We start from the raw sequence: 25,491 nt of genomic DNA on the forward strand, positions 1-25,491 counted from the left end.
GGGAAAGAACGGTCGCAGCCGCGCCATCTGTTCGTCGGTCAGCCAAAATAGATTGCTCATGATACCCCCTGAAAGTTTGGGGATTTGAAGCATGCGACCAATGCGATCTCAAGCCGATTAATGGGTCCTGAGCCTAGTGTTCCGTAGAACCAAGGGGCAACGGTTGGCGTTGAATGGAACGGATACACATGGTCTTGATCTGTTCGTGATCGGCATGGGTCAGCGGTTTTCCGAATGCCCGGTGCCATTTCAGCGTGTTTCGGATCGCCCCGCCGATATAGCCCCCCATCAGCGCAAGATCGCCCTGCATCAGCCAGCCCTGCTGATCCAGATCAATCAAAATATTACCGATATGTTCAGAACTGGCGCTGAACGCCTGAATCATGTCCTCTGGCGGAAGCAGTGGAACATTCGACAAATATTCAAACAGGATCGCCCGGTTCGGATCGGACCAGATGAAGCTGATATAACTGTCGATATAGTGTTCCAGTCTTTGCGGGGCCGGGGCCTGAGGATCGGCATTCGCGGTCAATGCGTGAATCATAGCCTCGGCCAGATTTTCATACACCGCCCGCAGCAGAACGTCCTTTGACTCGAAATAATTGTACAGCGACCCGGCTGACACCCCAGCCCGCGCCGCAATCTTCGACATAGAGGCCTGTGTGCCGTATTCCACAAGGATTGCCGCCGCCGCATTCAGAATACGATCCCGCATTGAAATGGGTTTATTCATGCCTGTTGGTTCCAATTTTCCGAAGCGCTGAATGAACGTTCATTCACCTGTCACAATGGCAGCGTAAACGCAGGCTCAACAGGGCGCAAGTGTTTCAGAATCAGCCCTGCGAAAAATGCAACTGCAAGGAATTTTAACATGACTGTGCAACCGCTTACCTTTGTTCATATGACGGATCTGCATGTGAATGCCCCCGGCGTTTCTGACGATATGCTGTTCAATGACACAACCGAAACCCTGAAGCGGACCCTGTCTGAAATCAAGCGCATGGCAGAGCGCCCGGCCTTTATTGTGGCGTCCGGTGATCTGACCAACCACGGCGAACCCGAAGCCTATGCCACTGTGGCAGGCATTTTCGAGGAAGCGGCGCTGGATATTCCCGTGCTGTTCGCGCTTGGCAATCACGACCGCCGCGAAGGGTTCGTGGTGGGCTTTTCCGATCTGCATCAGGATGCCAGCCAACCCTATGACCATGACAGCGTGATGAACGGGCTGCATGTGATCGTATTGGACAGCTCGGTTCCCAATGAAATCGGTGGGTATTGGGAAGCAGGGCAGATGGACTGGCTGCGCGCCCGTCTGGCCGATCATGCCGACCTGCCCAAGCTGCTGGTGATGCACCACGCCCCTATGGTGGCCGAAGAAGCGCCGGAAATGGAATGGGAATCCCTGTCCCTTGCGGCCACCAACGAACTGCGTGACGCGATCAAGGGCGCGAATATCGTGGGTATCCTGTCCGGTCACGTTCATCTGGACCGCGTGCATCACTGGCATGGTATCCCCGTGGTGATCGGCATGGGCCATCACGCGGCCACCGATGCCGTGGCGCTGCCGGATGCGTTTCACATGCTGGATGGCACCGGCTTTGCCATCTGCACGCTGCGCCCCTCGGGGTTGACGGCGACCTTTGCGGCCCACCCCCAAAGCCGTGAAATCCGCAAAACGCTGAATATGCAAATGCTGTTGGAGTACATCGAGCAGCGCAAGGCTGCGGCGGCGGAATGATCCTTGGGGCTGCCCGCTGATGTGGGCCGCTCTCCTCCTCTCTTTGACAAAACCGAAACGGAGTTTTCCGATGAAATCGTCCTTGTTTGCCCTGACTGCGCTGGCCATGACGGCGGGTGTTGCACAGGCGGAAATGATGCCTGATGCCGTGACCGAACCTGTCACCATCACGTTCTATAATTATAACCTGTCTTCGGCAGGGAATGGCGCGGATGCGACCCGCAAAATGATTGCCGAATTCGAGGCGTTGAACCCGAATATCAAGGTCAAGGGCGTACCAGTCGCCCCGCAGGATCTGGCAACCCGCATTCAGGCCGATATTGTGGCCGGTCAGCCGGTGGACCTGTCGCAGATGACCTTTGCAGCCTTGGGTTTTGCCACGGAAAACCTTGGCGCACAGCCGCTGGAGGACATCGTTCCCGCCGCCGAATTGAGCGCCCATTTCACCGGCATGGTGCCGAACGGGTTGGAGCTGGGGCGCTTGGGTGGCAAAACCTATGGTCTGGCCTACACATTCTCGACCCCGGTTTTGTTCTACAACGCCGACCTGTTCAAAAAGGCCGGGCTGGACCCGAACACCCCGCCGACCACATGGGCCGAGCTGAAGGAAATGGGCCTTCAGATCAAAGAAAAGACCGATGCTCTGCCGCTGGCGACCGGGATTTATGGCCCGACCGCACTGGATTGGCTGATGCAGGGTGTTATTCGCTCGAACGGGGGCGAAGTGATCAACGCCGATCGGACCGAGATGCGCTTTGCCTCGCCCGAAAGCATCGAGGCCGTGACCATGCTGCGCGATCTGGCCCAGACCGGCATTATGAAAAACCTGAGCATCACCGCCCAGATGGAAGGCGTGGCCGCAGGCAATACCGCGATGTATCTGCAAACTTCGGCCATTCAGGGGTATCTGCTGAAAGGGGCCAAAGACAATTTTGAACTGCGTGCCGCTGCGATGCCCGCCTTTGGCGATAAGGCCGTTGCACCCAGCAACTCGGGGTCAGCCCTGTCGCTGCACGCCACCGACCCCAAACGCCAACGCGCCGCGTGGGAGCTGATGAAATTCCTGACCTCGAAGCGGGGTTATACGATCATCACTTCGGAAATCGGGTATCTGCCGTTGCGCCCGGAAATCGTGGATGACCCGGAATATCTGGGCGAATGGGTCAAGGCGAACCCGCTGATCCGTCCGAACCTTGCACAGTTGGAACATCTGGTGCCGTATGTGCCGCTGCCCGGCCCGAATTACCTGCAAATCGGCGTGTCCATGATGGACGCGATGGAAATGGCCACCTTTGGCGATAACGACGATGTCAAAGGCATCCTGACCGAAACGCAAGAACGCGTTCAACGTCTGCTGCCGCCGCAAGGCTGATCTGTGATCCTGACACCTGGCGGGGGCGATCAGCCCCCGCATTTTTTCGGAGCCACCCATGAGCGATATTTCCCTGTCCCCAGCCGCCGCGCCCCGCGCGTGGCCCCGTCTTGGGCGGATGTATCGGGCCTTGCGCCCGTATCTGTATCTTTTCCCCGCGCTGGCCTGTTTCATCATCTGGATTTACGAACCGCTGGGCCGCGCCTTTTTGCTAAGCTTCCAACAATGGAACCTGTTGCCGACCTCGCCTAAAATCTGGGTCGGGCTGGACAATTACCGCAACATTTTCGACCTGCCTAAATTCTGGCAGGCGCTTGGTAATACCGGCTGGTATCTGGTCGGGTTGTTGCCGCTGACCGTGGCGCTGCCGCTGGCGATTGCGATCTTCACCCAAGACCTGCCCGCCCGCAGCCGCAACCTGTACCGCGCGTTGATTTTCGTGCCGATGATCGTACCGCCCGTTGTGGGGGCCGCTGTCTGGCGTTGGTTGCTGGATATGAACCACGGGATCATTAACCTTGGCCTGCAATCGCTGGGGATGGAACCCGTGGGGTTTTTGTCCGATCCCGATCTGGCGCTGTGGACGATCACCTTCATCACCGGATGGAAGCTGATCGGCTTTGCCATGTTGATCCTGTCGGCGGCCAATGCGGCCATTGACGGTTCCCTGATCGAGGCCGCCCGACTGGACGGCGCAAGCCGCTGGCAGGTCGTGCGCGATATTCGCCTGCCGCTGCTGTCGCCCACAATCCTGTTGCTGGTGCTGATGGTGGTGCTGTTGGGCGCACAGTGGAGCTTCGCCTATATCCACGTCCTGACCGAAGGCGGGCCGCTGGGGTCTACAAGCAATATCTATTATCTGCTGTGGCAATTCGGGTTCGGGTCTTTGTCTGTGGGCTGGTCCTCGGCCTCGGCGGTGATCCTGTTCGTAGGCTTCGGCCTGATGGCAATGGCGCTGTTCGCGCTGAAGGCAAGGTTTACCTTCCATGACGACTGAGACAACAAACACACCCCTGCACCACAGCCGCCGGTTCGGCCCCGGTGGATGGGAAACCGGGCTGGGCCACGCGCTGATGATCCTGGCCTCGCTGATCTGCGTGTTCCCGATCTACTGGATGATCGTCACATCGCTGCGGCCGGAAAATGCGATCTTTTCCACCCGGCTGTGGCCTGACGCGGCATCGCTGGATAATTATGCCTATGCGTTGAAGGCCGTGCCGATTACCCAAATGCTGGTGAACACATTCATCGTGTCCATCGCGGTGACGGTGATCCAGATTTTCACCGGCATTCTGGCGGCCTATGGGTTTTCGCGCTGGAAATTCCGTGGCTCCGCGATCCTGTTCGCGGCGGTGGCGCTGACATGGCTGGTGCCGCTTCAGGTGGTGATGATCCCCAACTATCTGCTGGTGGCGCGGATGGGGATGATTGACACGCTGGGCGCGCTGATCCTGCCGCATTTTGCCTCGGCCTTTGCGATTATGCTGCTGGCGCAATCCATGCGCAGCTTCCCGACCGAGGTGATCGAGGCCGCCCATATGGACGGGGCCAACCATGCCCATATCCTGTGGCACGTGATCGTCCCCAACCTGCGTGGCACGATTGCTTCGCTGGCGATCCTGATCTTTATCACCACCTGGAACGAATATTTCTGGCCGCTGTTGCTGACGCGCTCGCCTGAAAATTCGGTGATCCAGATCGGGTTGCAGATGTTTATCACCTCGGAAGGTACGCAGTGGGGGCCGTTGATGGCTGCCTCGACGATGGCCAGCCTGCCGATCCTTTTGGTTTATCTGGTGCTACAGCGTCAGGTGATCGCCTCCTTCATGAAATCAGGACTACGCTGATGCGCTTTACCCGACATATCCCGCTGAATGGCAGCTATAACATCCGTGATCTGGGGGGCTATCCCACCGCGACCGGGCCAACCGCGTGGCGGCGTATTTTGCGCGCCGACAGTCTGCACCGGCTGGACGATCAGGCCATGCTGGCCCTGCACGAAATGGGCTGCGATACGGTGATTGATTTGCGCCGGGCCGAGGAAACCACGGCCCAGCCCAACCCCTTTGCCACGGCGATGCCGCAGGTTCAGTATCACAACATTTCCCTGTTCGAGGGGCTGGACCCGCTGATCACGGTGGACACGGACAGCGCGGATTTGCTGCTGGACATTTACCGCCTTGCCCTGACCGAACGCGGGGCGGAATTCGCCACTATCCTGCGGATCATTGCACAGGCAGAAGGCGCGGTTTTGTTCCATTGCACCGCAGGCAAGGACCGCACCGGCATGATTGCGGCGCTGTTGTTGCTGTTGGCCGGGGCCACGCGTGACACGGTGATCGCGGATTATGCCCTGACCGGGGATTACGCCCCCGCCATGTTCGCGGCCTTGCACGCCGAGGTTCAGGCTGCGGGCGGGGCGTTCGATCTGTCCTCGCCCCTGTTGCTGTGTAACCCGGCCACGATGGAGGCGCTTTTGCAGGACCTGCACGACCAACACGGCGGGGCCGAGGCGTATTTGCTGCGCCACGGGCTGACCGAAACCGAACTGGCCGCGCTGCGGGCGCGACTGTCTGACATCGCAGAACAAAAAGGGGCGGCATGATGGCCCATGTTTCAATCCAAAACCTGAAGAAATCCTATGACGATGTGCAAACCCTGCACGGTTTGGACCTGACCTTTGAAAAGGGGGAATTCGTGGTGATCGTCGGCCCGTCGGGCTGTGGGAAATCCACCCTGCTGCGCATGATTGCCGGGCTGGAGGACATCACCAGCGGTCAGATTGCGCTGGATGGTCAGGTGGTCAACACCGTGGATGCTGCGCAGCGGGGCTGTGCGATGGTGTTCCAGAATTACGCGCTGTATCCGCATATGACCGTGGCCGACAATATCGGCTATCCCCTGAAACTGGCCAAGGTGAAACGGGATGAACGGAATCGGCGCGTGCGTGAAGCCGCCGAAGTTCTGGGTCTGACCCCGTATCTGGATCGCCGCCCCAAGCAACTGTCGGGCGGTCAGCGTCAGCGCGTTGCAATGGGCCGCGCCATTGTGCGCCAGCCCAAGCTGTTCCTGTTCGATGAACCCCTGTCCAATCTGGACGCCAAGATGCGGGTGCAAATGCGGATCGAACTGCGCCGCCTGCACCGCAGCCTGTCGGCCACATCGGTTCTGGTGACGCATGATCAGGTCGAAGCGATGACAATGGCGGATCGTCTGGTGGTGATGAATGGCGGGCGGATTGAACAGATCGGCACCCCGTCGCAGGTTTATGCCCGGCCTGCCTCGACCTTTGTGGCGGGTTTCCTTGGGTCCCCCGCGATGAACCTGTTTAGCGCCCGCGCCGGGGATGGCAGCGTGATCTTCGCCGACATCCACCCGGACGTTCCGCTGAATAGCCAGTTGCCGATGACCAAAGGCCAAAGTTTTACGCTTGGCGTGCGCCCCGAGGACATGACCGTTTCAGCGCCGAACCAGCCGGGCCTGCCTGCTGTCGTCGATCTGATCGAAGATCTGGGCGGCTTGCGTATCGCGCATTGCCGCATGGACGAGGTGTTCGCCTCAGCCGTGTTGGCGCGTGACAGTCAGGTGCGCGAAGGTGACAAAGTATCCTTGCGCCCCGACCCATCCCGCCTGCACGCCTTTTCGCTGGAAACCGGCAAGCGGATTGCCACGAACCAGAATGTCGAGGCTGGCGCATTGGCCTTCACAGACACGCGGTCATAGGGCGGCGTTTCTATGCAACGGTTGGGGCCGGTTTTGCGCCCCAACCGTTCCGCAATCCGTGAAACGGCGGCGCAGTATTGTGGGTCCGGTGATCGAATGGGTATGTCCCCTAGGGCAGGAAAACGGGGGCGGAATCCCGATGGATGTCAGGCCGTTCCCACAGGCGTTGAATCCGGGCGTTGATCATCCGGGCGGGTGGCCAGATAGGACATCAGCCGTGCGCGCAGGGAAACCGCCGCCGGATCGTCAAACAGGTTGTGGCGTTCCTGCGGGTCGGCGACCAGATCATAGAGTTCCCCCGCGCCAGAATTCAGGTCCACTGTCATCTTGTGCGTGCGGGTGCGGACGGTGCGTAGTTCCAGCGCCACCCCGACGCGACCCGGCAAAAGCCCCCATTCGTTCAGTGCGAAATCACGGGTTGCGGTGGCATTTTCCAACAACGGGCGCAGGCTGCTGCCGTGCTGCGCCTGTAGCGCATCGGCATTCCCGTAATCGTAAAAGGTTGGCCCCAGATCCAGTGTCGAAACCGGCTGATCCACGGCCACACCGGCCCGCACACCCGGACCTTTGACGATCATCGGCACACGCAACAGCCCTTCGTAGTGCATCGGCCCCTTGAGGATCAGCCCGTGATCCCCCAACCAGTCGCCATGATCCGAGATATAGATCACGATGGTGTTTTCATCTAATCCCGCCTCTGTCAGCGCATTCATCAGCCGCCCAACCTGATGGTCGATAAAGGCAATCTGGCCATAGGTATTTGCGATGATCTCGCGCAGTTGTTCGTCTGTTTGCGGCGCGATCCTGCTATAGGCCTTGCGGACATCGGCAAATTTCGGATCGGCGGGTTCACCTTCCAGCGCGGCCTTGTGCCACCACGGTTTGCCCTCGTAGCTGCGGGTCCGGTTTTCGGGCAGGTCCACGTCTTCGGGTTTGTGCAACCATGACCACGGTTCGGGGCAGTCGAACGGGTGATGCGGATCGGGAAAGCTGACCCATGTGCAGAATGGCTTGTCGGTATCGCGCCCGTGTTTCAGCCAGTCAATCGCGCGATCCGCCGTCCACGGGGTATTGTGCCATGCAACCGGCAGGCGCGAATGCCATGTCTGTGCCGCGCCCTTGGTATCCCCGGCGTTGTCCCACATCAGCCGGGTCTTTTCATCCCCGCGTCCGTCCATGTGATAGAAGCGTTCGTAATGCTGCCCGGCCGGGGGCTTTTCCGGTGCCCACCAGTTATGGCCGACCAGCATCAGTTCCAGATGTTGAAACCCCATATATGGGCCATTCCAATCCGGGCCATAGTTTTCGGACGACCGCAGGCATTCCGGCGTCCCGGTGGGTTCATAAGTGTGATAGGTCGAAAAATGCGCCTTGCCGAAAAAGCTGGTCTGATACCCAGCCGCCGCCATTGCCCCGGCCCAGCCTTTTTCACCGATCTGCGGATCAAGGTCGATCCCGTTATCATGTACGCCGTGGGTGCGGCATAATTGTCCCGTCAGGATTGACGCGCGCGCGGGCTGGCACACCACCGAAGGCGTGATACAGGCCGTGAAATGCGTGCCATCGGCGGCCAGTTGATCCAGATGCGGGGTTTTCACCTTGCGTCCCATGAAACCCAGACAGTCGGCGCGTTGCTGATCCGCTGAGATAAGCAGAATATTGGGTTTGGTCATTGTTGGGTCTCCGATGGTTTGCGCAGGGAAACGGCCACGAACCCAATCGCCGCCAGAATAAGGATCGCCGCAACCGGGCGGTTGAACAGAAACCACGGGTCGGCCCCCGTGGCGGCAAAGGCCTGTCTGGCGGTTTCTTCCAGCTTGCCGCCAAGGATAAAGGCGATGACGAAGGGCAGGGGCGATATACCCAGCCGCCGCATCCCATAGCCCAACACGCCGAACCCGATGGTGAACCAGATCGCCTGCATCCGGGGGTCCTGAACATAGATCGCGGTCAGGGTCATCAGCAGCACAACCGGCAACAGCATATGTTTGGGAACGCGCACCATTACCCCGGCGGCCCGCATGAACAGCCCGCCCAGCGTCCAGTTGAACAGGTTGCCCAGCATCATCGCCGTGAAAATCCCAAAGGCCATCACCAGTTCGGGGTTCACCGTGTCTGTGGAAAACCGGAAAACCGCCGGGCCGGGGTTGAAGCCCCCGATGCTTTCGGCGGCAAGGATCAGGAAAACCGCAGCGGCATTGCCGGGGATGCCCAGACTTAGGACAGGGATCAGGTTCGCCCCGGAAACCGAACTGTTGGCCGCTTCTGTTGCGGCGATACCTTCGGGGGCGCCTTGTCCGAATGGCTTCCGATCAGGATGGCGGCGGGCATGGGTTCGCGCCCCAACGGAATAGCCCAGCGTCGCCGCAAGCGTGGACCCGATACCCGGCAATGCCCCGATCACCGTTCCAATTACTGCGGATCGGGCCACATGCGGCGCAATCCGTTTCAGGTCTGCGGCGTGCAGCCGCTGGTCCCCTTGTTGTGGCGTTTCTTTTGCGGGTTGGGCGCGGCGATGGTTGTGCCACATGTCCTCGAACGCTTTGAATACCTCGCCCAGGATCAGCACGCCCAGAATAACCGCCGTAACGGAAAACCCCTGTGCCAGCGTTTGTGTGCCAAAGCTAAGGCGGGGATAGAAATCCTCGCCAGTGCCGATAAAGGCCACCAACAGCCCCAACCCCATCGCAATGATACCTTTGCCCACCGATCCGCCAATGATTGCTGCGATAAAGGCCAGCGACAGGATCAGCAGCGCGGTTTTTTCCGGCAGGTCCAGATAGCGTTCCACCAACAGGGCCAAAAACGGGGCGCAGACGATCAGCACGATATCGGAAAACGTATCCCCTGCGGCCGAACTGAAATGCGCCACTTTCAGCGCCTTTCGGGCCTGTCCGGCCTGTGCCATCGGATAGCCGTCCAGCGTTGTCATATAGGCATCGGGCGTGCCGGGGGTGTTGAACAGGATTGCAGGCACGGCCCCGCCCACGGTTGCGCCCTTCATCACACCGATCAGAAAGCCCAGAACCGGCAGCAGGGCATCGCTGGAAAACCCAAAGATGGAAATCAGGATCGGCAGTGAAATCGCCATTGCCATCGGCCCGGCCAATCCCGGCGTGGCCCCCACCATGATGCCCAGCACAAACCCGGCCAGCACCATCACGACGGTCACGGATATGGGCAGGCCAAGAAAGGAAAAGGCCACCGGCCCCTGAAATACGGCCAAAATTCCGGCCATGATGTAATCAAACGCGGTCATCACACATCACCATTGGGGGGCAAAAGCAGGTGATCGAAGGGAACTCCATACAGCAGCGCCAGCGCCAGACTGGCCAACGCCCCCACGATCAGGCCGCGCGCTGTGATCCGGCCTTCGATCCAGCCGATCAGGGCGGAAACCAGCACCCAGCCGCCCAGCACAAAGCCCAGATATTTCCACGGCGCGGTATCGCGCAGCAGGCGATAGTCCAGCGCCTCGCCGGTGATCCCGCCAGCGATCCACGCGACGACAGGCCCGGTCCAGCGCATCAGGGCGAAACTGACCCCGCAGATTGCCAGCAGATACGCCACAGACCCAAGGTTCCGCAGGCTGATCCCCCCGGCATTCGGGGCGCGGCGCTGGAAAAATACCATCACGCCGCCCAGCCCGATCACCGTTGCGGCAATCGTCGGGGCCAGCGCATCGCCAATGTTGACCTGTCGCCGTACCTTCAGGATCAGGCCGCTGCCGCTGTCCATCGGTATCCACAGGAAAACCGCCACCAGCGCAAAGACGATGCAGCCCAGAGACAGCAAAAGATTGGTGCGGGGAAACGGATCGGGCGTCTGCATTCGGGCGCTCCGTGATTGGTCTTGCCGGGGGGACCGGCAAGACACGCAAGAAGGGATGATTACTCGGACGCGGCCTTCATCAGGCGACCAGCGGCGTCATAATCGGCCTGCACCAGCGATTGCAGCGCATCACCCGAAATCGTGGCCGGTTCGCCAAAGGCCTTGGTGATCATGGCGGCGGATTTGTTGCCTTCGCCGGTGATCGCATCAATCACAGCGGCGGCAATGGCATCGCGCACCTCTGTGGGCATACCTTTGGGACCGATCAGGGCAAAATACCCGTCGGCGTTAAATTCCACGCCAAAATCAGACATCAACGGGGCGTCGGGTGTTTGCTTCAGCGGCGTGGACAGGGCCGAGGCAAGGTTCACCAGATCCCCGGCGGCCACGCCCTTGGCCTGAATACCAGCCATAAAGCCCAGATCCATATCGCCTGCCATCACGCCATTCATCACGGCCTTGCCGCCCTTGCCCGACACGATGTTGAAATCGACGCCCTGCGCCTTGCCCAGTAAATAGGCGATATCGGCCAGTTTGGGGCTCATCACGCCAAAGCGGATGTCCTGCCCGGATTTGGCGGCCTTGATCACGTCGTTGAAGTCAGCCCACCCCTTAGAGGATTGCGACACGATCCCCATCTGGAACCCGGCTGTGGTGCTGATGGCGGTGAAATCTTCGGGGGTGACGCCCGCATTCGCGGCCAGCATATTATAGCCCAGCGTTTCGGTGACAACCATGCCGATAACCGTGCCGTCGTTCGGCTGATCCTTCAGCGCCATCGCCAAATTCATGCCGCCCTTGCCGGTGACTTGTTCGGGGATGAATTTCCAGCCCAGTTTGGTTTCGATGTCTTCGGCGATCAGCCGGGCCTGCGTGTCGGCCCCGCCCCCGGCGGCAAATGCGATCATCAGCTTGATCGGTCCCGGCGGGGTCCAGTCGGCGGCCATTGCGCCACCGGAAAAAGCCACAAGCCCAATCGCCGCGACGGCGGCTTTCAATACGCGTTTCATGGTGATCCTCCCTAGATTGCGGGGCAGTCAGCCACAGTATAGTTGACGGATCAACTAAAAACTTGACGAGTTAACCAAATCGGGAAATGCTGGAGCCAGAGGAGAGCATATGACCGCAGACATTTCCAAAATCGTCACCGATGATCCAATGGACACGCTGCCCATTCAGCAATTCCTGACCTATCGGTTGTCGCGGGTTCAGGCCAAACTGAACGCACAGGCCGCGCGGATGTTGCGGGAAACCAGCGGCGTGACCCTGACCCAATGGCGCATCATTGCCGTTGTCGGAACGTCGGGCCAAACACGGCTGTCTGAAATCGCCCGCGCGACTGCGCTGGACAAGGGGCTTTTGTCCCGCAATCTGGCCACGTTGATTGACGAAAAAATCATTCAGGCCACCCCGGATGAAACCGACCAACGCGCGCAAAACCTGACGCTGGCCCCCCGCGGGCAGGACATATTTGAACGTACCTTGCCCGTGACCCGTCGCCGTCAAAGCAAATTGCGGGAAAACCTGACCCCGGATGAATTGGAAACCTTCCGGCGCGTTCTGGACAAGTTGGAAATCGCCGCAGACCTAAAGGATTTTACATGAGCCAGCCCAATTTTCTTGTCATCATGTCTGACGAGCATCAGGCCCGCGCGATGGGCTGTGCCGGGCATCCGTTTGTGCAAACCCCCAATCTGGATGCGCTGGCCGCCCGTGGGGTGCGGTTCACCGATGCCTATACGCCCAGCCCGATCTGCGTACCGGCGCGGGCATCGTTTGCATCGGGGCGGTATGTGCATGTGAACCGCTTGTGGGACAATGCCATGCCCTATACCGGCGAACCCAAAGGCTGGGGCCACGCCCTGCAAGGGGCCGGTGTTCCAGTGGAATCCATCGGGAAACTGCATTACCGCTCGGACGAGGACCCGGCAGGGTTTGATGTGGAACATATCCCGATGCAGGTGGCTGGCGGGGTTGGTATGGTCTGGGCCTCGATCCGCCGCGAAGAAGAACGCGTGGTGCAGGAAGAAGGCCGGATGCTGGGCGATTACATCGGCCCCGGCCATTCCAAATACACGGATTACGACGCCGCCGTGACCCGCCGCACGGAACAATGGCTGACTGATCGCGCGGCATCGGACGACAACAGGCCGTGGTGCCTGTATGTCGGGCTGGTCGCGCCGCATTTCCCGCTGGTCGTGCCGCAGGAATATTACGATCTTTACCCGCCCGAAACACTGCCTGATGTGAAGCTGCACCCCACAACGGGATACATCCGGCATCCTTGGGTGGAAAAACAAAACGCCATGATGAACAGCGAGTCAAAGTTCCGCAGCCCCGAGGAACGGCTTGCCGCAATGGCCAGCTATTACGGCCTGTGTTCGTGGCTGGATCACAATGTCGGGCAGATCCTTTCGGCGCTGAATGCGGCAGGGTTTGGGGACAACACAACGGTGATTTATACCTCGGACCACGGCGATAACGTCGGCGCGCGCGGGCTTTGGGGGAAATCTAACCTGTATCAGGAAAGCGTTTCCGTCCCGATGATCATGGCTGGCCCCGGTATCCCCCCCGGCACATGTGACACGCCGGTTTCGCTGTTGGATATCTCGGCCACGATCCCCGCGCATTTCGGCGCGGCGTTTTCCGGGGATGGGCGGTCGCTTGCGGATATTGCGCAGGCCCCCACCGATCCCGATCGGCCGATCCTGTCAGAATATCATGCCGCCGGGGCGGTTTCGGGCGGGTTCATGCTGCGCAAGGGACGGTGGAAGCTGAACCATTATATCGGCTTCCCGCCCGAACTGTTCGACATGGGAAACGACCCCGAGGAACTGACCGATCTGGCCGCAGACCCCGCCCATGCGGATACGCTGGCGCAGATGCAGGCCGAAATGCGCAAAATCGTTGATCCCGAAGCCGCAGACGCGCAGGCCTTCGCGGATCAGGCGGCGCTGATTGCCCATCACGGCGGCCGGGAAAAGGCGCTGAAACTGGGCGCCCCGGCAGCTACCCCCCCGCCAGAGGTAAAATAATGAAACTGACTGTTCTTGGCTCCGGTTCTCCCGAGGCATACCTGCGCCGGGCGTCTTCGGGGTATCTGTTGGATATTGGCGACGATGTGGTGCTGTTCGATTGCGGCGGCGGGGTCTATGACAACCTGCTGCGGGCCGGGCGCAAACCGTCCGAGATTACGCATATCTTTTTCAGCCACCTGCATTCCGATCACATGATGGATTACGCTCGGCTGATCCACGCGGCATGGGACGAAGGCGGCAGGCCAGTTCAGGTGTTCGGGCCTGACCCGATTGGATTTATCACCCAAGGCTATTTCGGACCGCAGGGGGTGCTGTCACATGATCTGCGCGCCCGGACCGAATTGTTGCCCAGTCAGGAAGTCTGGAAAGCGCGCGGCGGCACCTTGCCCCGCCCGTGGCCCGCGCCCGATGTCACCGAAATCACCCCCGGTTTCACGTTTCAGGGCAATGGCTGGCGGCTGACCTCGTGCGAGGTTCCCCACGCACAGCCCGCGCTGACCTGCATGGCCTTTGCCGTCGAAAGCGAGGGGCGCAAGTTCGTGTATTCGGGCGATGCGGGGATTTGCGACGCGCTGACCGCACTGATCACCGATGCCGATCTGTTGTTGCACTGGTGTTACCGGCTGGATGGCGAAACAGCGCATCCGCTGATGCTGCCCGTGACACCGACCCCCAGCCAAATCGCCCAAGTGGCCAAATCCGCCGGGGTAAAGCGCCTGTTGCTGACCCATTTCCGGATCCACATGGACGCCCCCGAAGGCCACGCTGCGGCGCTGAAGGCGCTGGCGGAACATTTTGGGGAAAACAGCCGCATCGTCGAGGATCTGGACGAATATACCGTTTAGGTAGGCCGGGTGGGGCCATAGTTGTGGCGGGGCAGGGGATATTCCCGGTCATGCGGGCGTTTGCGATACGATAACAAACGCCCGATACCGTTTCAGACCAGTCTGCAATCGCCCCTTCGTCATCCCGTGGCGCGTGCATCTTCGCTTTGACCTTGCGCCCCACCACCAGCGGCAGGATGAAGCCGACAATCGCAATCAGCCAAAGCGTTACCGACAACGGGCTGTCGATCAGGGTCAGCCAATCGCCATTGTCGATGCTAATGGCGCGCCGCAGGTTGTTTTCCATCGAATTCCCCAGCAGCGTTCCCAGAATGATGGGCACCAATGGCACGTCCAGCTTGCGCAGCACCCAGCCCATGACACCGAAACCGATCATCACCAACAGATCAAACGACGACCCCGAGATGCCGTAAATCCCGACAAAAGAAACCATCGCAACGATTGGCATCAAAATACGCGGCGGCACCATCAGCACGCGGGTAAACAGGCCAACCATTGGGATATTCATGGCCAGCAGCATGATATTGGCAATGAACAGCGCCGCGATCAGCCCCCAGACCACATCGGGATTTTGGGTAAACAACAACGGGCCGGGCGTGATGTTCAGCGACAACAGAACAGCCAGCAACACAGCCGTGGTTCCCGAACCGGGAACCCCAAGTGCCAGCATCGGCACCAGCGCACCGCCCGCCGCGGCGTTATTGCCTGCCTCGGGGGCGGCAACGCCGCGCGGGTCGCCCTTGCCGAATGTTTTGCCTTCGCTGTCCACCAGCCGTTTTTCAAACGAATACGAAATAAACGACCCAAGCGATGCCCCGGCCCCCGGCAACACACCCGCGATAAAGCCAAGTATCGTTGAACGGATCATTGTCGGGGTGGTGCTTTTCAGCATTGCCACAGGGGGCGTCAGCCGGCCGACGCGGATTTTTTCGGCGTTGCCGTCGGCATTTCCGTGGCGGTGTTCAAGGAAGATAAACACCTCGGACAGGGCGAAAAGCCCGACAATCGCCACCAGAAAATCCAGCCCGTCATACAGGTGAACTTCGCCAAAGGTGAAACGCGGCACGCCCGTTTGTGTATCCACGCCAATCATCGCTAGCCCCAGCCCCAACGCCGCAGCAAAGGCGGATTTGGCCTGATTGGTCGAGGAAACCCCGCCCAAAGTCATGAAGGCAAGCGCGAACAGGGCGAAATATTCTGCCGGACCGAACAGCAGGGCAATTTTGACAAGCTGCGGTGCCAGCAGGATCAGCCCCCACGTTGCGAAAAAAGCACCGACAAAAGACGCGATACCAGACAGGGAAAGCGCCTGCCCGGCCATCCCGTTTTTTGCCATCGGATACCCGTCTAGACAGGTCATCATTGCAGGCTCATCGCCCGGAATGTTCAGCAGGATCGAAGAAATCCGCCCGCCATACATCGCGCCATAGTAAACCGAGGTCAAAAGGATCAGCGACGGTGTCGCCCCCAACCCCAGCGTGAACGCCAGCGGAATTAGAATGGCCACCCCGTTCGAGGGGCCAAGTCCGGGCAAGGCGCCCATGATCGTACCCAGAAAACAGCCCAGAAGCGCCAGCAACAGGTTTTGCCATGTCAGCGCAATGGCAAAACCGTCGGCAAGAGAAATCAAAGTATCCATAAGACGCCTCCTTTAGAAACCAAGCGGGCCACGCGCGAGCGACAGACCCAACAGCAGATGAAAAACGATGTAGATGCCCACGGATGTACCCACCCCGATGAGGACCGACGCCACAAGAGCGGACCCCAGCCGCCATGTCAGGTAGGTTGCCGCCAGTGCTGTCGCGAAAACGAAACCGATGACGGGAAGAAGCTGGGCATACAGCACCATGACGACAACGGCGGCAATGATTTCCACGAACCGTCCCAGTGGGGGCCAGGTCGGGGACGCATCGGGTTTCAGGGCAATGCTGATCGAGGCAAGGCCAAGGATGGCCGCGATGATCAGCGGGAACGCTTTGGGGCCAACCGTGTCAGACAGAAAGCTTTCTTCGATTGCCAAGGCCGCGAACGCGAACCCAATGGCAAGAAGAAGGCCAACAACACCAAAAATGCGATCGCTCATGGTGGTTTCCTTTCAGGGGACGGGGGTGCCACATACGGGATGCGGCACCCTTGGAATGTCATGTGAAGTGGGGGGTTACCGGATGATGCCGATCTCTTTCGAGATTTGCTGAATCTGGGCGACGCTGTCGGCAACGAAGGCTTGGAAGGCTGCCCCTTGCAGATCAAGCGGGGCCAGACCGTTGTTTGCCATGATTTGTTGCCATTCTTCCGAAGCATAAAGCGCCCCAATCTTGGATACCCACGCGTCATAGGCTGCGTCGCTCATGCCGCCGGGGGCATAGAAACCGCGCCAATTCGCGCCGATTGCGTCGACGCCCTGTTCGCGCGCGGTCGGGAAACTGGCAAACGCACCGTCCAGACGTTCGGGGGACAGCACGGCGATAACCTTGATGTCGCCGCTATCGACGAACCCTTTGGCTTCGGAAATGTCCCCGGTAAAGGCCTGCACCGACCCGGCCAAAAGCTGGGTAACAGCCTCGCCGCCGCCGTCAAAGGCGATGTATTTGACGGTACGCACATCTTCGACGCCAAACGCATTGGCCGCGATCAGAACCTTCAGGTGATCCCAGCCGCCCACAGCCGACCCGCCCGCGACGGAAACCTTGGTCGGGTCGGTCTTGATCATGTTCAGAAGGGTTGGAAGATCCGAAATCGGGCTGTTTGCCGCCACAGCAATCACGCCGTAATCCGCCCCGACAGACGACAGCCAGCGCACCTGATCCATCGTGTTGCCCGGATAAGCGCCCTGCGCCAGACGGGTCGCGGTGGCCGAGGATGCCGCCACGATCAGATCATTGTCATCGCTGCGCTTGTTGACGACCTCGGCAAACGCAACACCACCGCCGCCGCCCGCAAGATTGACCACCTGCATGGTTTTTTCCAGCAGGCCAAGGTCTTGCAAGGATTTGCCCACCTGACGACAGGTGAAATCCCAGCCGCCGCCGGGATTGGCCGGGGCGATACATTCAGGGGCTTCGGGGGTGAACCCGTCAGCGAATGCGCCAAGGGTGGTTGCGCCCAGCAGGGCGGCTGCAAGGGTGAGGCGGGTTGCCTTGATGAACATGTGTAAACTCCTCCACATTATGTCATGCGGGCCATAGGGACGCCCGGTATCCAAAGCTTTCGCAGCGCAGCTTTGCTGTCTCCTCGCGAAAGGCTAAGAAGGGGGTGTAAGCGTCAAAGCTGTCACGAACCTGTCACCAAGGTCGAAGCGCGCTTTTAAGGAGGAGCCATGCGGATACTCATTGTCGAGGATGCGACAGACGTCGCCGAGGCAATCGCCATTCGTTTGGGAAAATCCGGCATGGCCTGTGATGTCGCGGATAGCTGCGACGCCGCCGAGGATTTTCTGGCCGTGCAGCGCTATGACGCGATTGTGCTGGATATCAACCTGCCAGACCGCAATGGCACAGAGCTGCTTCAGGATATACGCGCCGCCGGGGATCGGACGCCGGTTCTGATGCTGACGGCGATGTTTTCCGTGGATGATCGGGTTTCGGCGCTTGATCTTGGGGCGGATGATTATCTGATTAAACCGTTTGACCAACGCGAACTTCAGGCCCGGTTGCGGGCTTTGGTGCGGCGCGAGGCAGAACAGAAATCCGACGTTCTGGTGCTTGGCCCGCTTTGTTTTTCCCCGGCGGCGCTTTCGGCAACGCTTGATGGAACCCCCCTGAACCTGACCCGCCGCGAAGCGACATTGCTGGGCTTGTTGCTGCGCAATCAGAAAAATCCGCTTAGCAAATCACGCCTTTATGACGGTCTTTTCGCTTTCGACGATGCGGATGTGGGACTGAACGCGATCGAGCTGTATATCGCGCGGCTGCGCAAGAAACTTTCGGCGTCGACGGTCGTGATCGAAACCAAACGGGGTGTCGGATACCGGATTTTCGACAATGGATAAGCTGCTGGGAAATGGCATGGCCGGGGATTTGGCTGGCAAACGCTCTTTGTTGACGCGGGTGATGGGCGGGGTGCTGTCGCTTTTGGCGATGGGCGGGATTGTGATCACGATTGCGGCTTTTGCTTATGGCCGAAACGCAGCGCGGCAGTCTTTTGACCGTATCCTGTTGGGGGCGGCCAATGACATTTCGGAAAGCATCACCATCCTTGAGGGCGCACCCATCGCGGATATTCCGGTGTCCGCTTTTGGGTTGCTGGGATTGGCACAGGATGACCGGATTTATTATTCCGTACAGGGCGCCGATGGCACCGTCCTGACAGGATACGACGGCACCATAGAAAAGGGCGCATTGCGCGGCAATCTGACAGAGCCGACATTTTATGACGGCAAGATGCAAAAAGAACCGGCCCGGTTTGTCACCGTGGCGCGGCTGTTTTCCGAACGGAATTTTTCCGGGGCGGTCTATGTAACGGTTGGGCATACGATCCGGGCGCGGAATGCGATGGCGCTGGAATTGACCAAAGGGGCCGTAGTTGTCACCGGGATCGGCGGGCTGGCGCTGTTGCTGGGGGCGTTTTGGGTGATCCGGTCCTCTATGAAACCGTTGGAAACCCTGACCCGTGATCTTTCAGAGCGTGATCCCTATGACCTGACCCCTATGTCTGCCGAAGGTCCGGCAGAAGTGGCCGTGATGGTTCATGCCCTGAACCGTTTCATGCACCGTCTGGATCGTCAGGTCGAAGCGATGAAACATCTTATTTCGGATACGGCCCATCAATTACGCACCCCGGTTGCCGCGATCCGCGCACAGGCGGAACTGGCCATTGAAGACGACGCTGCCCGCCGCCTTCAGCGATTGGAACGGCTGGCAAAGCGCACGCGGTCTTTGGGGACATTGCTGGATCAGATGCTATCGCGGGCCTTGGTCATGCACCGCACGGATAATGCCCCGCCTGTCTTGATTGATCTGCGTGACATCGCCCTGCATATTTTCGAGCAAAACGATCATGAACTTCTGTCACCAGAAACCGAGGTAAACCTGTCGATCGGGGATTTGGCCGTCCCCGTGCTGGCCGATGAAATTTCGCTTGTGGAAGCCGTTAAAAACATGCTGGCCAATGCGATCCGGCACGGGGTTTCGCCTGTGGTGCTGGGGGTGTCGCAGGATCAGGGGCATGGCATGATCTGGGTACAGGATCAGGGCAACGGCCCCCCGCCAGAGGTGATGAACACCATCGGCCAGCGGTTTGAACGCTCTGCCGCGTCCAAGGGGGACAGCGCCGGTTTGGGGCTGTCGATTGTCTATGCCGTGGCGAATGCGTTTGCGGGCAAGGTGCTGATGCAACAGGCGGATACGGGGTTTCGTGTGACTCTGATGCTGCCCCTGCAACAAAAGGGGACGGGCCTATGACAGGGATCGCCTTGGTGCGGTGGGGGCTGGTGCTCCTTTTGGCGAATGCCGTGGTGTCGCCCGCTATTGCACAAGAAATCGTAACGAAATTCACGACCCCCAGCAGCGTAGCGGACACCCGTTTGGTGATCCGTTCGACGACGGATACCGTGATCTTTACCCCGCTTCTGAAGGCGTTCGTGGCCAGATACCCGAATGTTGAATTGCAGTACGAACAGTGGGGATCGAATGATCTGTATAACGACAGCCGCCGCGTTTGCGACGGTCAGGGCGCGTCTGCGGATGTTGTGATTTCCTCGGGGGTTCATCAGATGGTGGATCTGGTCAATCGCGCCTGTGCGAACGCGTATCGGTCTGCCCTTACGGCGCAATTGCCAGCCCAGCGGATGTGGCGCGATGAACTGTGGGGGATCACCCGCGAAGCGGCTGTAATCATTTATAACAAAAGTCTGGTCTTTGCCGACGATGTGCCGCTCACTCGGTTTGCCCTGCTTGACCTGATGCGCCGGTCCCCTGACGATTACCGGGGAAAGATCGCAACATACGACATCGAAGCCTCGGGGCTTGGGTTTTTGTTTGCGTTCATGGACAGCCAGCAGGCCACCACCTTTGGCGGCTTGCTTGAAGCGTTTGCACGGGTTGATGCCGTTGCGACGTGTTGTTCGGCTGAAATTATCGCCAGTGTGGAAAGTGGCCGCTATAAGATCGCTTATAATGTGCTTGGGTCATATGTCAGCACAGTGCCGCACGCGAATATTGGCGTTATCCATCCCCAAGACTATACAATGTTTTTGTCCCGCGCCCTGATGATCCCGAAAGCAGCGCCCCAAAAAGAAACAGCCGCCGCATTTCTGGATTTCCTTTTGTCCGCAGAAGGCCGCGCCTTGCTGGCGGGGGCCGAATTGATCCAGCAAAGCGACAATGACGAAACTGCCCGGTCAAACAGCACCGACCGTTATATTCCGATTGATCCGACCCTATTGGTTGCGATGGATCATCACAGACGAAACCGTTTTTTCGCGGAATGGCGTGACAGTTTCAGTATCCAAACGCGTTGATCGTTCATTGCCGGAATAAGGCCCAACGGGACACCCACGCTCAGGACAGGCCGATCCAGACGCCAGATGTGGCGACAAGGCAGGCCAGACACCGATTGACAACCCCCAGATGCCTGCCCTGCATCAACAAAGGCCGAAGCCACCCGGCCAGCACAATAACCGTCAGGAACGCAGCGGCGAGCGCGGAAAATGTTGCAGCCATCACAGTGGCAAGCGCCGGGGCATCGACCGCGCTAAGATCAATCAGCGCGGGCAGCAAAACCAGATACAACAACAGCGTTTGCGGGGACATGACGCATGTCAGCAAACCGGCTGCAACATCGCCGACACGGCCTGTCTGCACGGGATCATTGCTTTCGTCTGGCTGCATCCCTTTGTTGTAGATGCACCATGACAGCCACAGGATATAGGCAATCGCTATGGCCTGACTGAAATTGAAAAACATCGGTCGCGCCTCCAGCCATGTTCCCAGACCGAACACCACCAGAAAGATCACGATGACATCGCCCAACGCGATTCCAAGACCGAAAAAAATCGCCCCCGATGTATCACCAGCCAAGGTTCTGGCCATCATGATGGTGTTCAACGGGCCGGGAACCAGCGTCAGGGTGAAAAGCATAAAAAAATAGGCAAAAATATCTGAAAGATGCACTTTTAGTTTCCTTGCGTCTGCCAGCGTGCGCATAATCGTGTGGACGCTTTTATTGTCAGGCTTAAAAAGTGTATCTTTGCGCCGGTATTTTAGGCATCGGGCATATGTTTGGTTTTTGCCCTACTGCATTTGCAGTATGTTGATTCAATAGCCTTGGCAGAAGCAAACTGAATGGATGTATCCGCAGGATGAATAGGCCGGGGTTACAGCGTGAAGAATTTATATTTTTGCTTTATTTTCAGTAATCTAATCCAAGGAAATGCCAGCATTCAACGGCTGGCAGAACAACATGGCGGACAGGTCGTACAGCAAGGCGACACACACCTGATATGCCGGTTCAGACTGGTGCAGGATGGGCTGCGCTGCATTTCCGCGATACGGGAAAGCGCACTGACCGATGCCAAAAGCCAGCTTTCCGTTGGAATCAGCAAACTGGGCGAACAGGCCGCCCACGCCATCGCCCGACACCACCCTGACGGTATTGGGCTGGATGGCACGGTCTTTCCTGATCTGGATAGCCAAAGTGCCGCGCGTTTCGTCCCCATCCGTCCGGCCCCCGAAAATCTCCCTGAAGCTGCGCTTTGGTGGCAGGATCGGCCGGAACCAACCGCCCCGCTGTCCGTCCTGACAGAGCGGGAACATGCCGTGGCCACCCTTTACGCCCAAGGGCATACCTATCAGGAAATCGCGCAAACCTTATCACGGGCACCAGCGACGATCCGCACACATCTTGCGGCGATATACCGAAAACTGAACGTCAGCAGCAAAGTCGAATTGCTGCATCTGTTCCACGGGACGTCCCAGACATCTGCCACAGCCCACCCCGCACAGGAACCCGGTCCCGCTGCGCCCTTGTCCGAGCGCCGATTGCTCACCTTTGTGGTGATAGAAATCGCCGTTTCTGTACCGGGCGGCGGCACTGTCGACATTGAAACGCAGCTGACAGTTGTCGATCGGATTTCCCAATGTCTTGCGCCGGAACTGGCCCGGCTTGATGGGGTATGGGGTCATCAGTTCGGGCAAAGATTACTCGCCTGTTTTGGCTGGCCCGATGCCGATGAAGATGATGCGCTGACAGCGGCCAGTTTTGCGTTGCGCGCCCAAGTCCTGATCGCAGCCGCAACTCTGCCCGCATCCGTGACGGTGCAATGTGGTATCGGATTGGCCAGCGGTATCTGTGTTCTTCGGGATGTCACACAGGGCAACGGGTTGGCAAAGGCATTCTTCGGCCAGAACCTGATGGCAGCCGAACGATGCGCCCAACACGCAGGGCCGGGCCGGATCTTGGCGGACGCCACAATGGCAAGGGCGTTGACCGGATTTTTCAACCTGTCGCCCGATCACGGACCGGGGGGCTGTATGGAAATTACCGGGCAAGTATCTGCGCCGGTGCGTTATATTTCCCGAATACATCCAGCGCACGGACCCCTTGTGGGTCGCGCCGATGAATTGGCGCTGTTGACAAACCGATGGTCCCGCGCCCGCCAACGGACCTGTCAGGCCATTCTTCTGACCGGGGATGCCGGGATCGGCAAATCCCGGCTGGCCCATGCCATCGCCCAAAAAGCCCTTGAAACCAACGCCACGATCATCGCGTTTCAATCTGCACCGCAGTATCAGAATACGCCACTTTGGCCTTTTGCGCGTTGGCTTGCCGCGCAAGCGTTACCTGATGGGGATCAGGCGAACCAGTTGGCGCAGTTGTATCGGTATCTTGCACAGTTTGGCGAAACCCTTGGTCAAAGCACCCCGTTTTTCGCATTGATGTTGGGTATTGGCCCGGCGGACCACGACACATTCGCCACCCTGTCGCCAAAGCAACGGCGCGAAGGGATGCTGGACGCGGTGGTGCAGCTTATCTTGGCAATGGGCAAATCCACGCCGCTTTTCCTGTTATTTGAAGACCTTCATTGGGCGGATTCTTCGTCGAGAGAGGTTCTTGCGCGCCTTGCGGCCTCTCGCAGTGGGCTTTCGATCATGATCGTGGCGACCGCGCGGAACGAAGGGCTGGACGGGGACTGGAAATCATCGTTCGACCAGCTTGGCCTAAGCGGGCTGGATCAACGCAGCGCCATGATTTTGGCCCGCCGCGTGGCCCCCATCCAGAATGCGCATCTTTTGGATACGCTGGTGGCGCAGGCCGGTGGTGTTCCGTTGTTCATCGAAGAACTAAGTCGATCTTTGGCCACCACACCGCATGACCCCCTGGAAAACCGTATCGCATCAGAGGTCCCGGATACATTGACCGCCCTTCTGGCGGCCCGGTTCGATGGTTTGGCCCTGAATGCGGCGATCCTGCATCACGCGGCCTGCATTGGACGCGACTTCCATCGGGACTTGTTGATCGCCGTCACGGATCATCCCGCCAAAGAGGTAGATGCAATGATTGCCAGCCTGATCGAGGCGGGCTTGGTCGATCAACACGGTTCAGCATCGCAGGCTGTTTTCATCTTTCGCCATGCGCTGTTTCGGGATGCCATTTATGGCCGGATCTTGCGCAGCGAACGGCAGGCAATGCACGCCCGCATCGCAGAGGTGATCAACCAGCAATATCCTGAACTGGCGGCACGTCATCCCGAGCTTGTGGGCTATCATCTGCTGCAAGGCGGCGATCCCGTCACGTCTGCGCCGCTTTTGATTGCGGCAGCGCGCGCGGCAATGGCAAAGGCCTCATATCCCGAAGCTTCGGCCCTGATCGAATGCGGGCTGGACGCGTTGACCACCCAAGACGAAACCCCTGAACAATTGGCACAAGGGATTGACCTGCGGTTTCTGGCCTATGCCGCGCGGGGGCTGCGCGGCAACCCGGATAAATTGCTGTCGCTGCTCAAGGATGCCGAAGTGCTTGCGCAACGCTTGGACGATCCGGTGCGGCTGTGCAAGGCGCTGTCCTCGCAGACTTACCTTATGGCGTCAGCGGGTCAGATACAGGCGGCAATCAAGGTTGGGAAACGCAATGTCGCCCAAATGCGGCTGGCGGTGGATCGGAATATGTTCGTGATGGGCAAGCTGATGCTCAGCCGGGCGCTATACGCCAGTGGACAGTACAACGAAACCGTTCTGCACAGCACACGGTCCCTGGCGTTGCTGGATCGGGATGTCACTGCGGACAATCGTGAGATCGGCCTGTTGAATCAGGTTTACAATGCGTTCGGTTGGGCCATTCTGGGACATGCTGAAATGGGCGCCTTTACCGAGGCTGAGGCGCTGATTGACGAAGCAACCGGGTTATTGCCGCACCTGACCGGCAACAGCGCACATGAACGGTTGTGGCTGGCTTTGGCCGTGGCGCGCAAATGTCTTTTGGCGGGGGATCACGCCGGGGCTGTGGGGATACTGGAACCAGAACTGGACCTGTGCGCCAACCATTACCCGGCCTATCTGCCGCGCATTTATTCAACGCTTGGGGCCAGCTATATCGCCAGCGGGCGGATCGAGCGCGGCCGGACCTTGCTGCAAGAAGCCGAAACCGAGGCATACGCGATCGGGTTCCGGTTCGGGTTGGCGCAGGTGTTAATCCTGTTGGGCAACGCGCTTTGGGTATCAGGCGATACTGACGCGGCACTTGCGAAAATCGACGCGGGCGTGTCACTGGCGCAAGACATCGGAGAGCAGGGCAACGAAGCTTGGGGGCTGCTGGCTAAGGCCCGCATCGCACAAGATAACGGTGCGGCGCAACATGCGCAGGCGTTTCTGCTGCGTTCAGAACAGCTTGCGCAAACGCTGGACATCCGCCCGCTGCAAAACGCCTGTACCCGGTTTCGATCAGCGTCGGGGTTTGAGGGCTGAATCTGATGGCGCGGCTCCGCTGATCAGCCATATCCCGCAATGGGAA

General features: G+C 59.2%; 21 protein-coding genes and 1 pseudogene. 13 read left to right on the forward strand and 9 right to left on the reverse strand.

Annotated elements, in window-relative coordinates; genetic code table 11:
- Positions 1-133: 133 nt before the first annotated feature.
- A complete protein-coding gene (locus tag FN828_RS17780) occupies positions 134-733 on the reverse strand; it encodes a TetR/AcrR family transcriptional regulator (RefSeq protein WP_142494722.1) in 600 nt (199 codons plus the stop codon).
- 138 nt (positions 734-871) lie between these two features.
- Here FN828_RS17780 and FN828_RS17785 point away from each other — a divergent pair, with 138 nt between their 5' ends.
- From FN828_RS17785 to FN828_RS17810, 6 genes are all read left to right on the forward strand, one after another.
- Positions 872-1,738, forward strand: a complete 867-nt coding sequence (locus FN828_RS17785) for a metallophosphoesterase (protein WP_142494723.1) — start codon at positions 872-874, stop codon at positions 1,736-1,738.
- A gap of 70 nt (positions 1,739-1,808) precedes the next feature.
- The gene (locus FN828_RS17790; RefSeq protein ID WP_142494724.1) at positions 1,809-3,110 is read left to right on the forward strand and encodes an ABC transporter substrate-binding protein; all 1,302 of its coding nucleotides are present in this window, start codon (positions 1,809-1,811) and stop codon (positions 3,108-3,110) included.
- Positions 3,111-3,168: 58 nt separating this feature from the next.
- The gene (locus tag FN828_RS17795; protein WP_142494725.1) at positions 3,169-4,107 is read left to right on the forward strand and encodes a carbohydrate ABC transporter permease; all 939 of its coding nucleotides are present in this window, start codon (positions 3,169-3,171) and stop codon (positions 4,105-4,107) included.
- Positions 4,097-4,957: a carbohydrate ABC transporter permease gene (locus tag FN828_RS17800; RefSeq protein ID WP_142494726.1), complete on the forward strand. Its 861-nt coding sequence runs from the start codon at positions 4,097-4,099 to the stop codon at positions 4,955-4,957. Before FN828_RS17795 ends, FN828_RS17800 begins: the two co-directional genes overlap by 11 nt.
- Positions 4,957-5,715 carry a tyrosine-protein phosphatase gene (locus FN828_RS17805; RefSeq protein ID WP_142494727.1) on the forward strand — a complete coding sequence of 253 codons (759 nt, stop codon included), beginning with the start codon at positions 4,957-4,959 and terminating at the stop codon, positions 5,713-5,715. Before FN828_RS17800 ends, FN828_RS17805 begins: the two co-directional genes overlap by 1 nt.
- Positions 5,715-6,833 carry an ABC transporter ATP-binding protein gene (locus FN828_RS17810; RefSeq protein WP_142494749.1) on the forward strand — a complete coding sequence of 373 codons (1,119 nt, stop codon included), beginning with the start codon at positions 5,715-5,717 and terminating at the stop codon, positions 6,831-6,833. The genes FN828_RS17805 and FN828_RS17810 overlap by 1 nt, the downstream gene beginning before the upstream one ends.
- A 146-nt stretch (positions 6,834-6,979) precedes the next feature.
- On the opposite strand, the gene FN828_RS17815 is transcribed toward FN828_RS17810, so the two are convergent.
- From FN828_RS17815 to FN828_RS17830, 4 genes are read right to left on the reverse strand one after another with little or no spacing between them, the layout of a single operon-like run.
- Positions 6,980-8,506, reverse strand: a complete 1,527-nt coding sequence (locus FN828_RS17815; protein WP_142494728.1) for a sulfatase-like hydrolase/transferase — start codon at positions 8,504-8,506, stop codon at positions 6,980-6,982.
- Complete coding sequence (locus tag FN828_RS17820; RefSeq protein ID WP_142494729.1) at positions 8,503-10,092, reverse strand: tripartite tricarboxylate transporter permease; 1,590 nt, start codon at positions 10,090-10,092, stop codon at positions 8,503-8,505. The genes FN828_RS17815 and FN828_RS17820 overlap by 4 nt, the downstream gene beginning before the upstream one ends.
- Positions 10,092-10,664: a hypothetical protein gene (locus FN828_RS17825; protein WP_142494730.1), complete on the reverse strand. Its 573-nt coding sequence runs from the start codon at positions 10,662-10,664 to the stop codon at positions 10,092-10,094. Before FN828_RS17825 ends, FN828_RS17820 begins: the two co-directional genes overlap by 1 nt.
- Positions 10,665-10,723: 59 nt before the next feature.
- Positions 10,724-11,674 (reverse strand): Bug family tripartite tricarboxylate transporter substrate binding protein, encoded by a 951-nt coding sequence (locus FN828_RS17830; RefSeq protein WP_142494731.1) that lies wholly within the window; start codon positions 11,672-11,674, stop codon positions 10,724-10,726.
- A gap of 109 nt (positions 11,675-11,783) precedes the next feature.
- Between FN828_RS17830 and FN828_RS17835 the strand changes: the two genes are divergently transcribed.
- From FN828_RS17835 to FN828_RS17845, 3 genes are read left to right on the forward strand one after another with little or no spacing between them, the layout of a single operon-like run.
- Positions 11,784-12,269: a MarR family winged helix-turn-helix transcriptional regulator gene (locus FN828_RS17835; RefSeq protein WP_142494732.1), complete on the forward strand. Its 486-nt coding sequence runs from the start codon at positions 11,784-11,786 to the stop codon at positions 12,267-12,269.
- Positions 12,266-13,699 carry a sulfatase-like hydrolase/transferase gene (locus FN828_RS17840; protein ID WP_142494733.1) on the forward strand — a complete coding sequence of 478 codons (1,434 nt, stop codon included), beginning with the start codon at positions 12,266-12,268 and terminating at the stop codon, positions 13,697-13,699. Before FN828_RS17835 ends, FN828_RS17840 begins: the two co-directional genes overlap by 4 nt.
- The gene (locus FN828_RS17845) at positions 13,699-14,547 is read left to right on the forward strand and encodes an MBL fold metallo-hydrolase (protein WP_142494734.1); all 849 of its coding nucleotides are present in this window, start codon (positions 13,699-13,701) and stop codon (positions 14,545-14,547) included. Before FN828_RS17840 ends, FN828_RS17845 begins: the two co-directional genes overlap by 1 nt.
- A gap of 100 nt (positions 14,548-14,647) precedes the next feature.
- Here the strand turns inward: FN828_RS17845 and FN828_RS17850 are convergent.
- The 3 genes and pseudogenes from FN828_RS17850 to FN828_RS17860 form a co-directional block, all read right to left on the reverse strand.
- A pseudogene (locus FN828_RS17850) lies at positions 14,648-16,186 on the reverse strand (tripartite tricarboxylate transporter permease); the annotation flags it as partial.
- 12 nt (positions 16,187-16,198) lie between these two features.
- Positions 16,199-16,630 carry a tripartite tricarboxylate transporter TctB family protein gene (locus FN828_RS17855; RefSeq protein ID WP_142494735.1) on the reverse strand — a complete coding sequence of 144 codons (432 nt, stop codon included), beginning with the start codon at positions 16,628-16,630 and terminating at the stop codon, positions 16,199-16,201.
- Between the two features lie 75 nt (positions 16,631-16,705).
- Positions 16,706-17,695: a Bug family tripartite tricarboxylate transporter substrate binding protein gene (locus tag FN828_RS17860; protein ID WP_142494736.1), complete on the reverse strand. Its 990-nt coding sequence runs from the start codon at positions 17,693-17,695 to the stop codon at positions 16,706-16,708.
- A 168-nt stretch (positions 17,696-17,863) separates the two neighbouring features.
- Between FN828_RS17860 and FN828_RS17865 the strand changes: the two genes are divergently transcribed.
- Genes FN828_RS17865 through FN828_RS17875 form a run of 3 tightly spaced genes read left to right on the forward strand, consistent with a single transcriptional unit; the run spans position 17,864 to position 21,004 of the window.
- Positions 17,864-18,535 (forward strand): response regulator transcription factor, encoded by a 672-nt coding sequence (locus tag FN828_RS17865; protein WP_142494737.1) that lies wholly within the window; start codon positions 17,864-17,866, stop codon positions 18,533-18,535.
- On the forward strand, positions 18,528-19,946 hold the full coding sequence (locus FN828_RS17870; RefSeq protein ID WP_235891522.1) for a sensor histidine kinase: 1,419 nt from the start codon (positions 18,528-18,530) through the stop codon (positions 19,944-19,946). The genes FN828_RS17865 and FN828_RS17870 overlap by 8 nt, the downstream gene beginning before the upstream one ends.
- Positions 19,943-21,004 (forward strand): ABC transporter substrate-binding protein, encoded by a 1,062-nt coding sequence (locus FN828_RS17875; RefSeq protein ID WP_142494738.1) that lies wholly within the window; start codon positions 19,943-19,945, stop codon positions 21,002-21,004. The genes FN828_RS17870 and FN828_RS17875 overlap by 4 nt, the downstream gene beginning before the upstream one ends.
- Positions 21,005-21,044: 40 nt before the next feature.
- Here FN828_RS17875 and FN828_RS17880 read toward each other — a convergent pair whose 3' ends face one another.
- Complete coding sequence (locus FN828_RS17880) at positions 21,045-21,656, reverse strand: LysE family translocator (protein WP_185959081.1); 612 nt, start codon at positions 21,654-21,656, stop codon at positions 21,045-21,047.
- Positions 21,657-21,866: 210 nt separating this feature from the next.
- Between FN828_RS17880 and FN828_RS17885 the strand changes: the two genes are divergently transcribed.
- Positions 21,867-25,445 carry an AAA family ATPase gene (locus tag FN828_RS17885; protein WP_142494740.1) on the forward strand — a complete coding sequence of 1,193 codons (3,579 nt, stop codon included), beginning with the start codon at positions 21,867-21,869 and terminating at the stop codon, positions 25,443-25,445.
- Positions 25,446-25,491: the final 46 nt, after the last annotated feature.

Source organism: Thalassovita litoralis, from assembly GCF_900182725.1.
GTDB classification, from domain to species: Bacteria; Pseudomonadota; Alphaproteobacteria; order Rhodobacterales; family Rhodobacteraceae; genus Thalassobius; species Thalassobius litoralis.

Bases quoted from the DNA above. Each gene is read 5' to 3' on its own strand.
- FN828_RS17780 (WP_142494722.1), bottom strand. From the start codon at position 733: ATGAATAAACCCATTTCAATGCGGGATCGTATTCTGAATGCGGCGGCG.
- FN828_RS17785 (WP_142494723.1), top strand. From the start codon at position 872: ATGACTGTGCAACCGCTTACCTTTGTTCATATGACGGATCTGCATGTG.
- FN828_RS17790 (WP_142494724.1), top strand. From the start codon at position 1,809: ATGAAATCGTCCTTGTTTGCCCTGACTGCGCTGGCCATGACGGCGGGT.
- FN828_RS17795 (WP_142494725.1), top strand. From the start codon at position 3,169: ATGAGCGATATTTCCCTGTCCCCAGCCGCCGCGCCCCGCGCGTGGCCC.
- FN828_RS17800 (WP_142494726.1), top strand. From the start codon at position 4,097: ATGACGACTGAGACAACAAACACACCCCTGCACCACAGCCGCCGGTTC.
- FN828_RS17805 (WP_142494727.1), top strand. From the start codon at position 4,957: ATGCGCTTTACCCGACATATCCCGCTGAATGGCAGCTATAACATCCGT.
- FN828_RS17810 (WP_142494749.1), top strand. From the start codon at position 5,715: ATGGCCCATGTTTCAATCCAAAACCTGAAGAAATCCTATGACGATGTG.
- FN828_RS17815 (WP_142494728.1), bottom strand. From the start codon at position 8,506: ATGACCAAACCCAATATTCTGCTTATCTCAGCGGATCAGCAACGCGCC.
- FN828_RS17820 (WP_142494729.1), bottom strand. From the start codon at position 10,092: ATGACCGCGTTTGATTACATCATGGCCGGAATTTTGGCCGTATTTCAG.
- FN828_RS17825 (WP_142494730.1), bottom strand. From the start codon at position 10,664: ATGCAGACGCCCGATCCGTTTCCCCGCACCAATCTTTTGCTGTCTCTG.
- FN828_RS17830 (WP_142494731.1), bottom strand. From the start codon at position 11,674: ATGAAACGCGTATTGAAAGCCGCCGTCGCGGCGATTGGGCTTGTGGCT.
- FN828_RS17835 (WP_142494732.1), top strand. From the start codon at position 11,784: ATGACCGCAGACATTTCCAAAATCGTCACCGATGATCCAATGGACACG.
- FN828_RS17840 (WP_142494733.1), top strand. From the start codon at position 12,266: ATGAGCCAGCCCAATTTTCTTGTCATCATGTCTGACGAGCATCAGGCC.
- FN828_RS17845 (WP_142494734.1), top strand. From the start codon at position 13,699: ATGAAACTGACTGTTCTTGGCTCCGGTTCTCCCGAGGCATACCTGCGC.
- FN828_RS17855 (WP_142494735.1), bottom strand. From the start codon at position 16,630: ATGAGCGATCGCATTTTTGGTGTTGTTGGCCTTCTTCTTGCCATTGGG.
- FN828_RS17860 (WP_142494736.1), bottom strand. From the start codon at position 17,695: ATGTTCATCAAGGCAACCCGCCTCACCCTTGCAGCCGCCCTGCTGGGC.
- FN828_RS17865 (WP_142494737.1), top strand. From the start codon at position 17,864: ATGCGGATACTCATTGTCGAGGATGCGACAGACGTCGCCGAGGCAATC.
- FN828_RS17870 (WP_235891522.1), top strand. From the start codon at position 18,528: ATGGATAAGCTGCTGGGAAATGGCATGGCCGGGGATTTGGCTGGCAAA.
- FN828_RS17875 (WP_142494738.1), top strand. From the start codon at position 19,943: ATGACAGGGATCGCCTTGGTGCGGTGGGGGCTGGTGCTCCTTTTGGCG.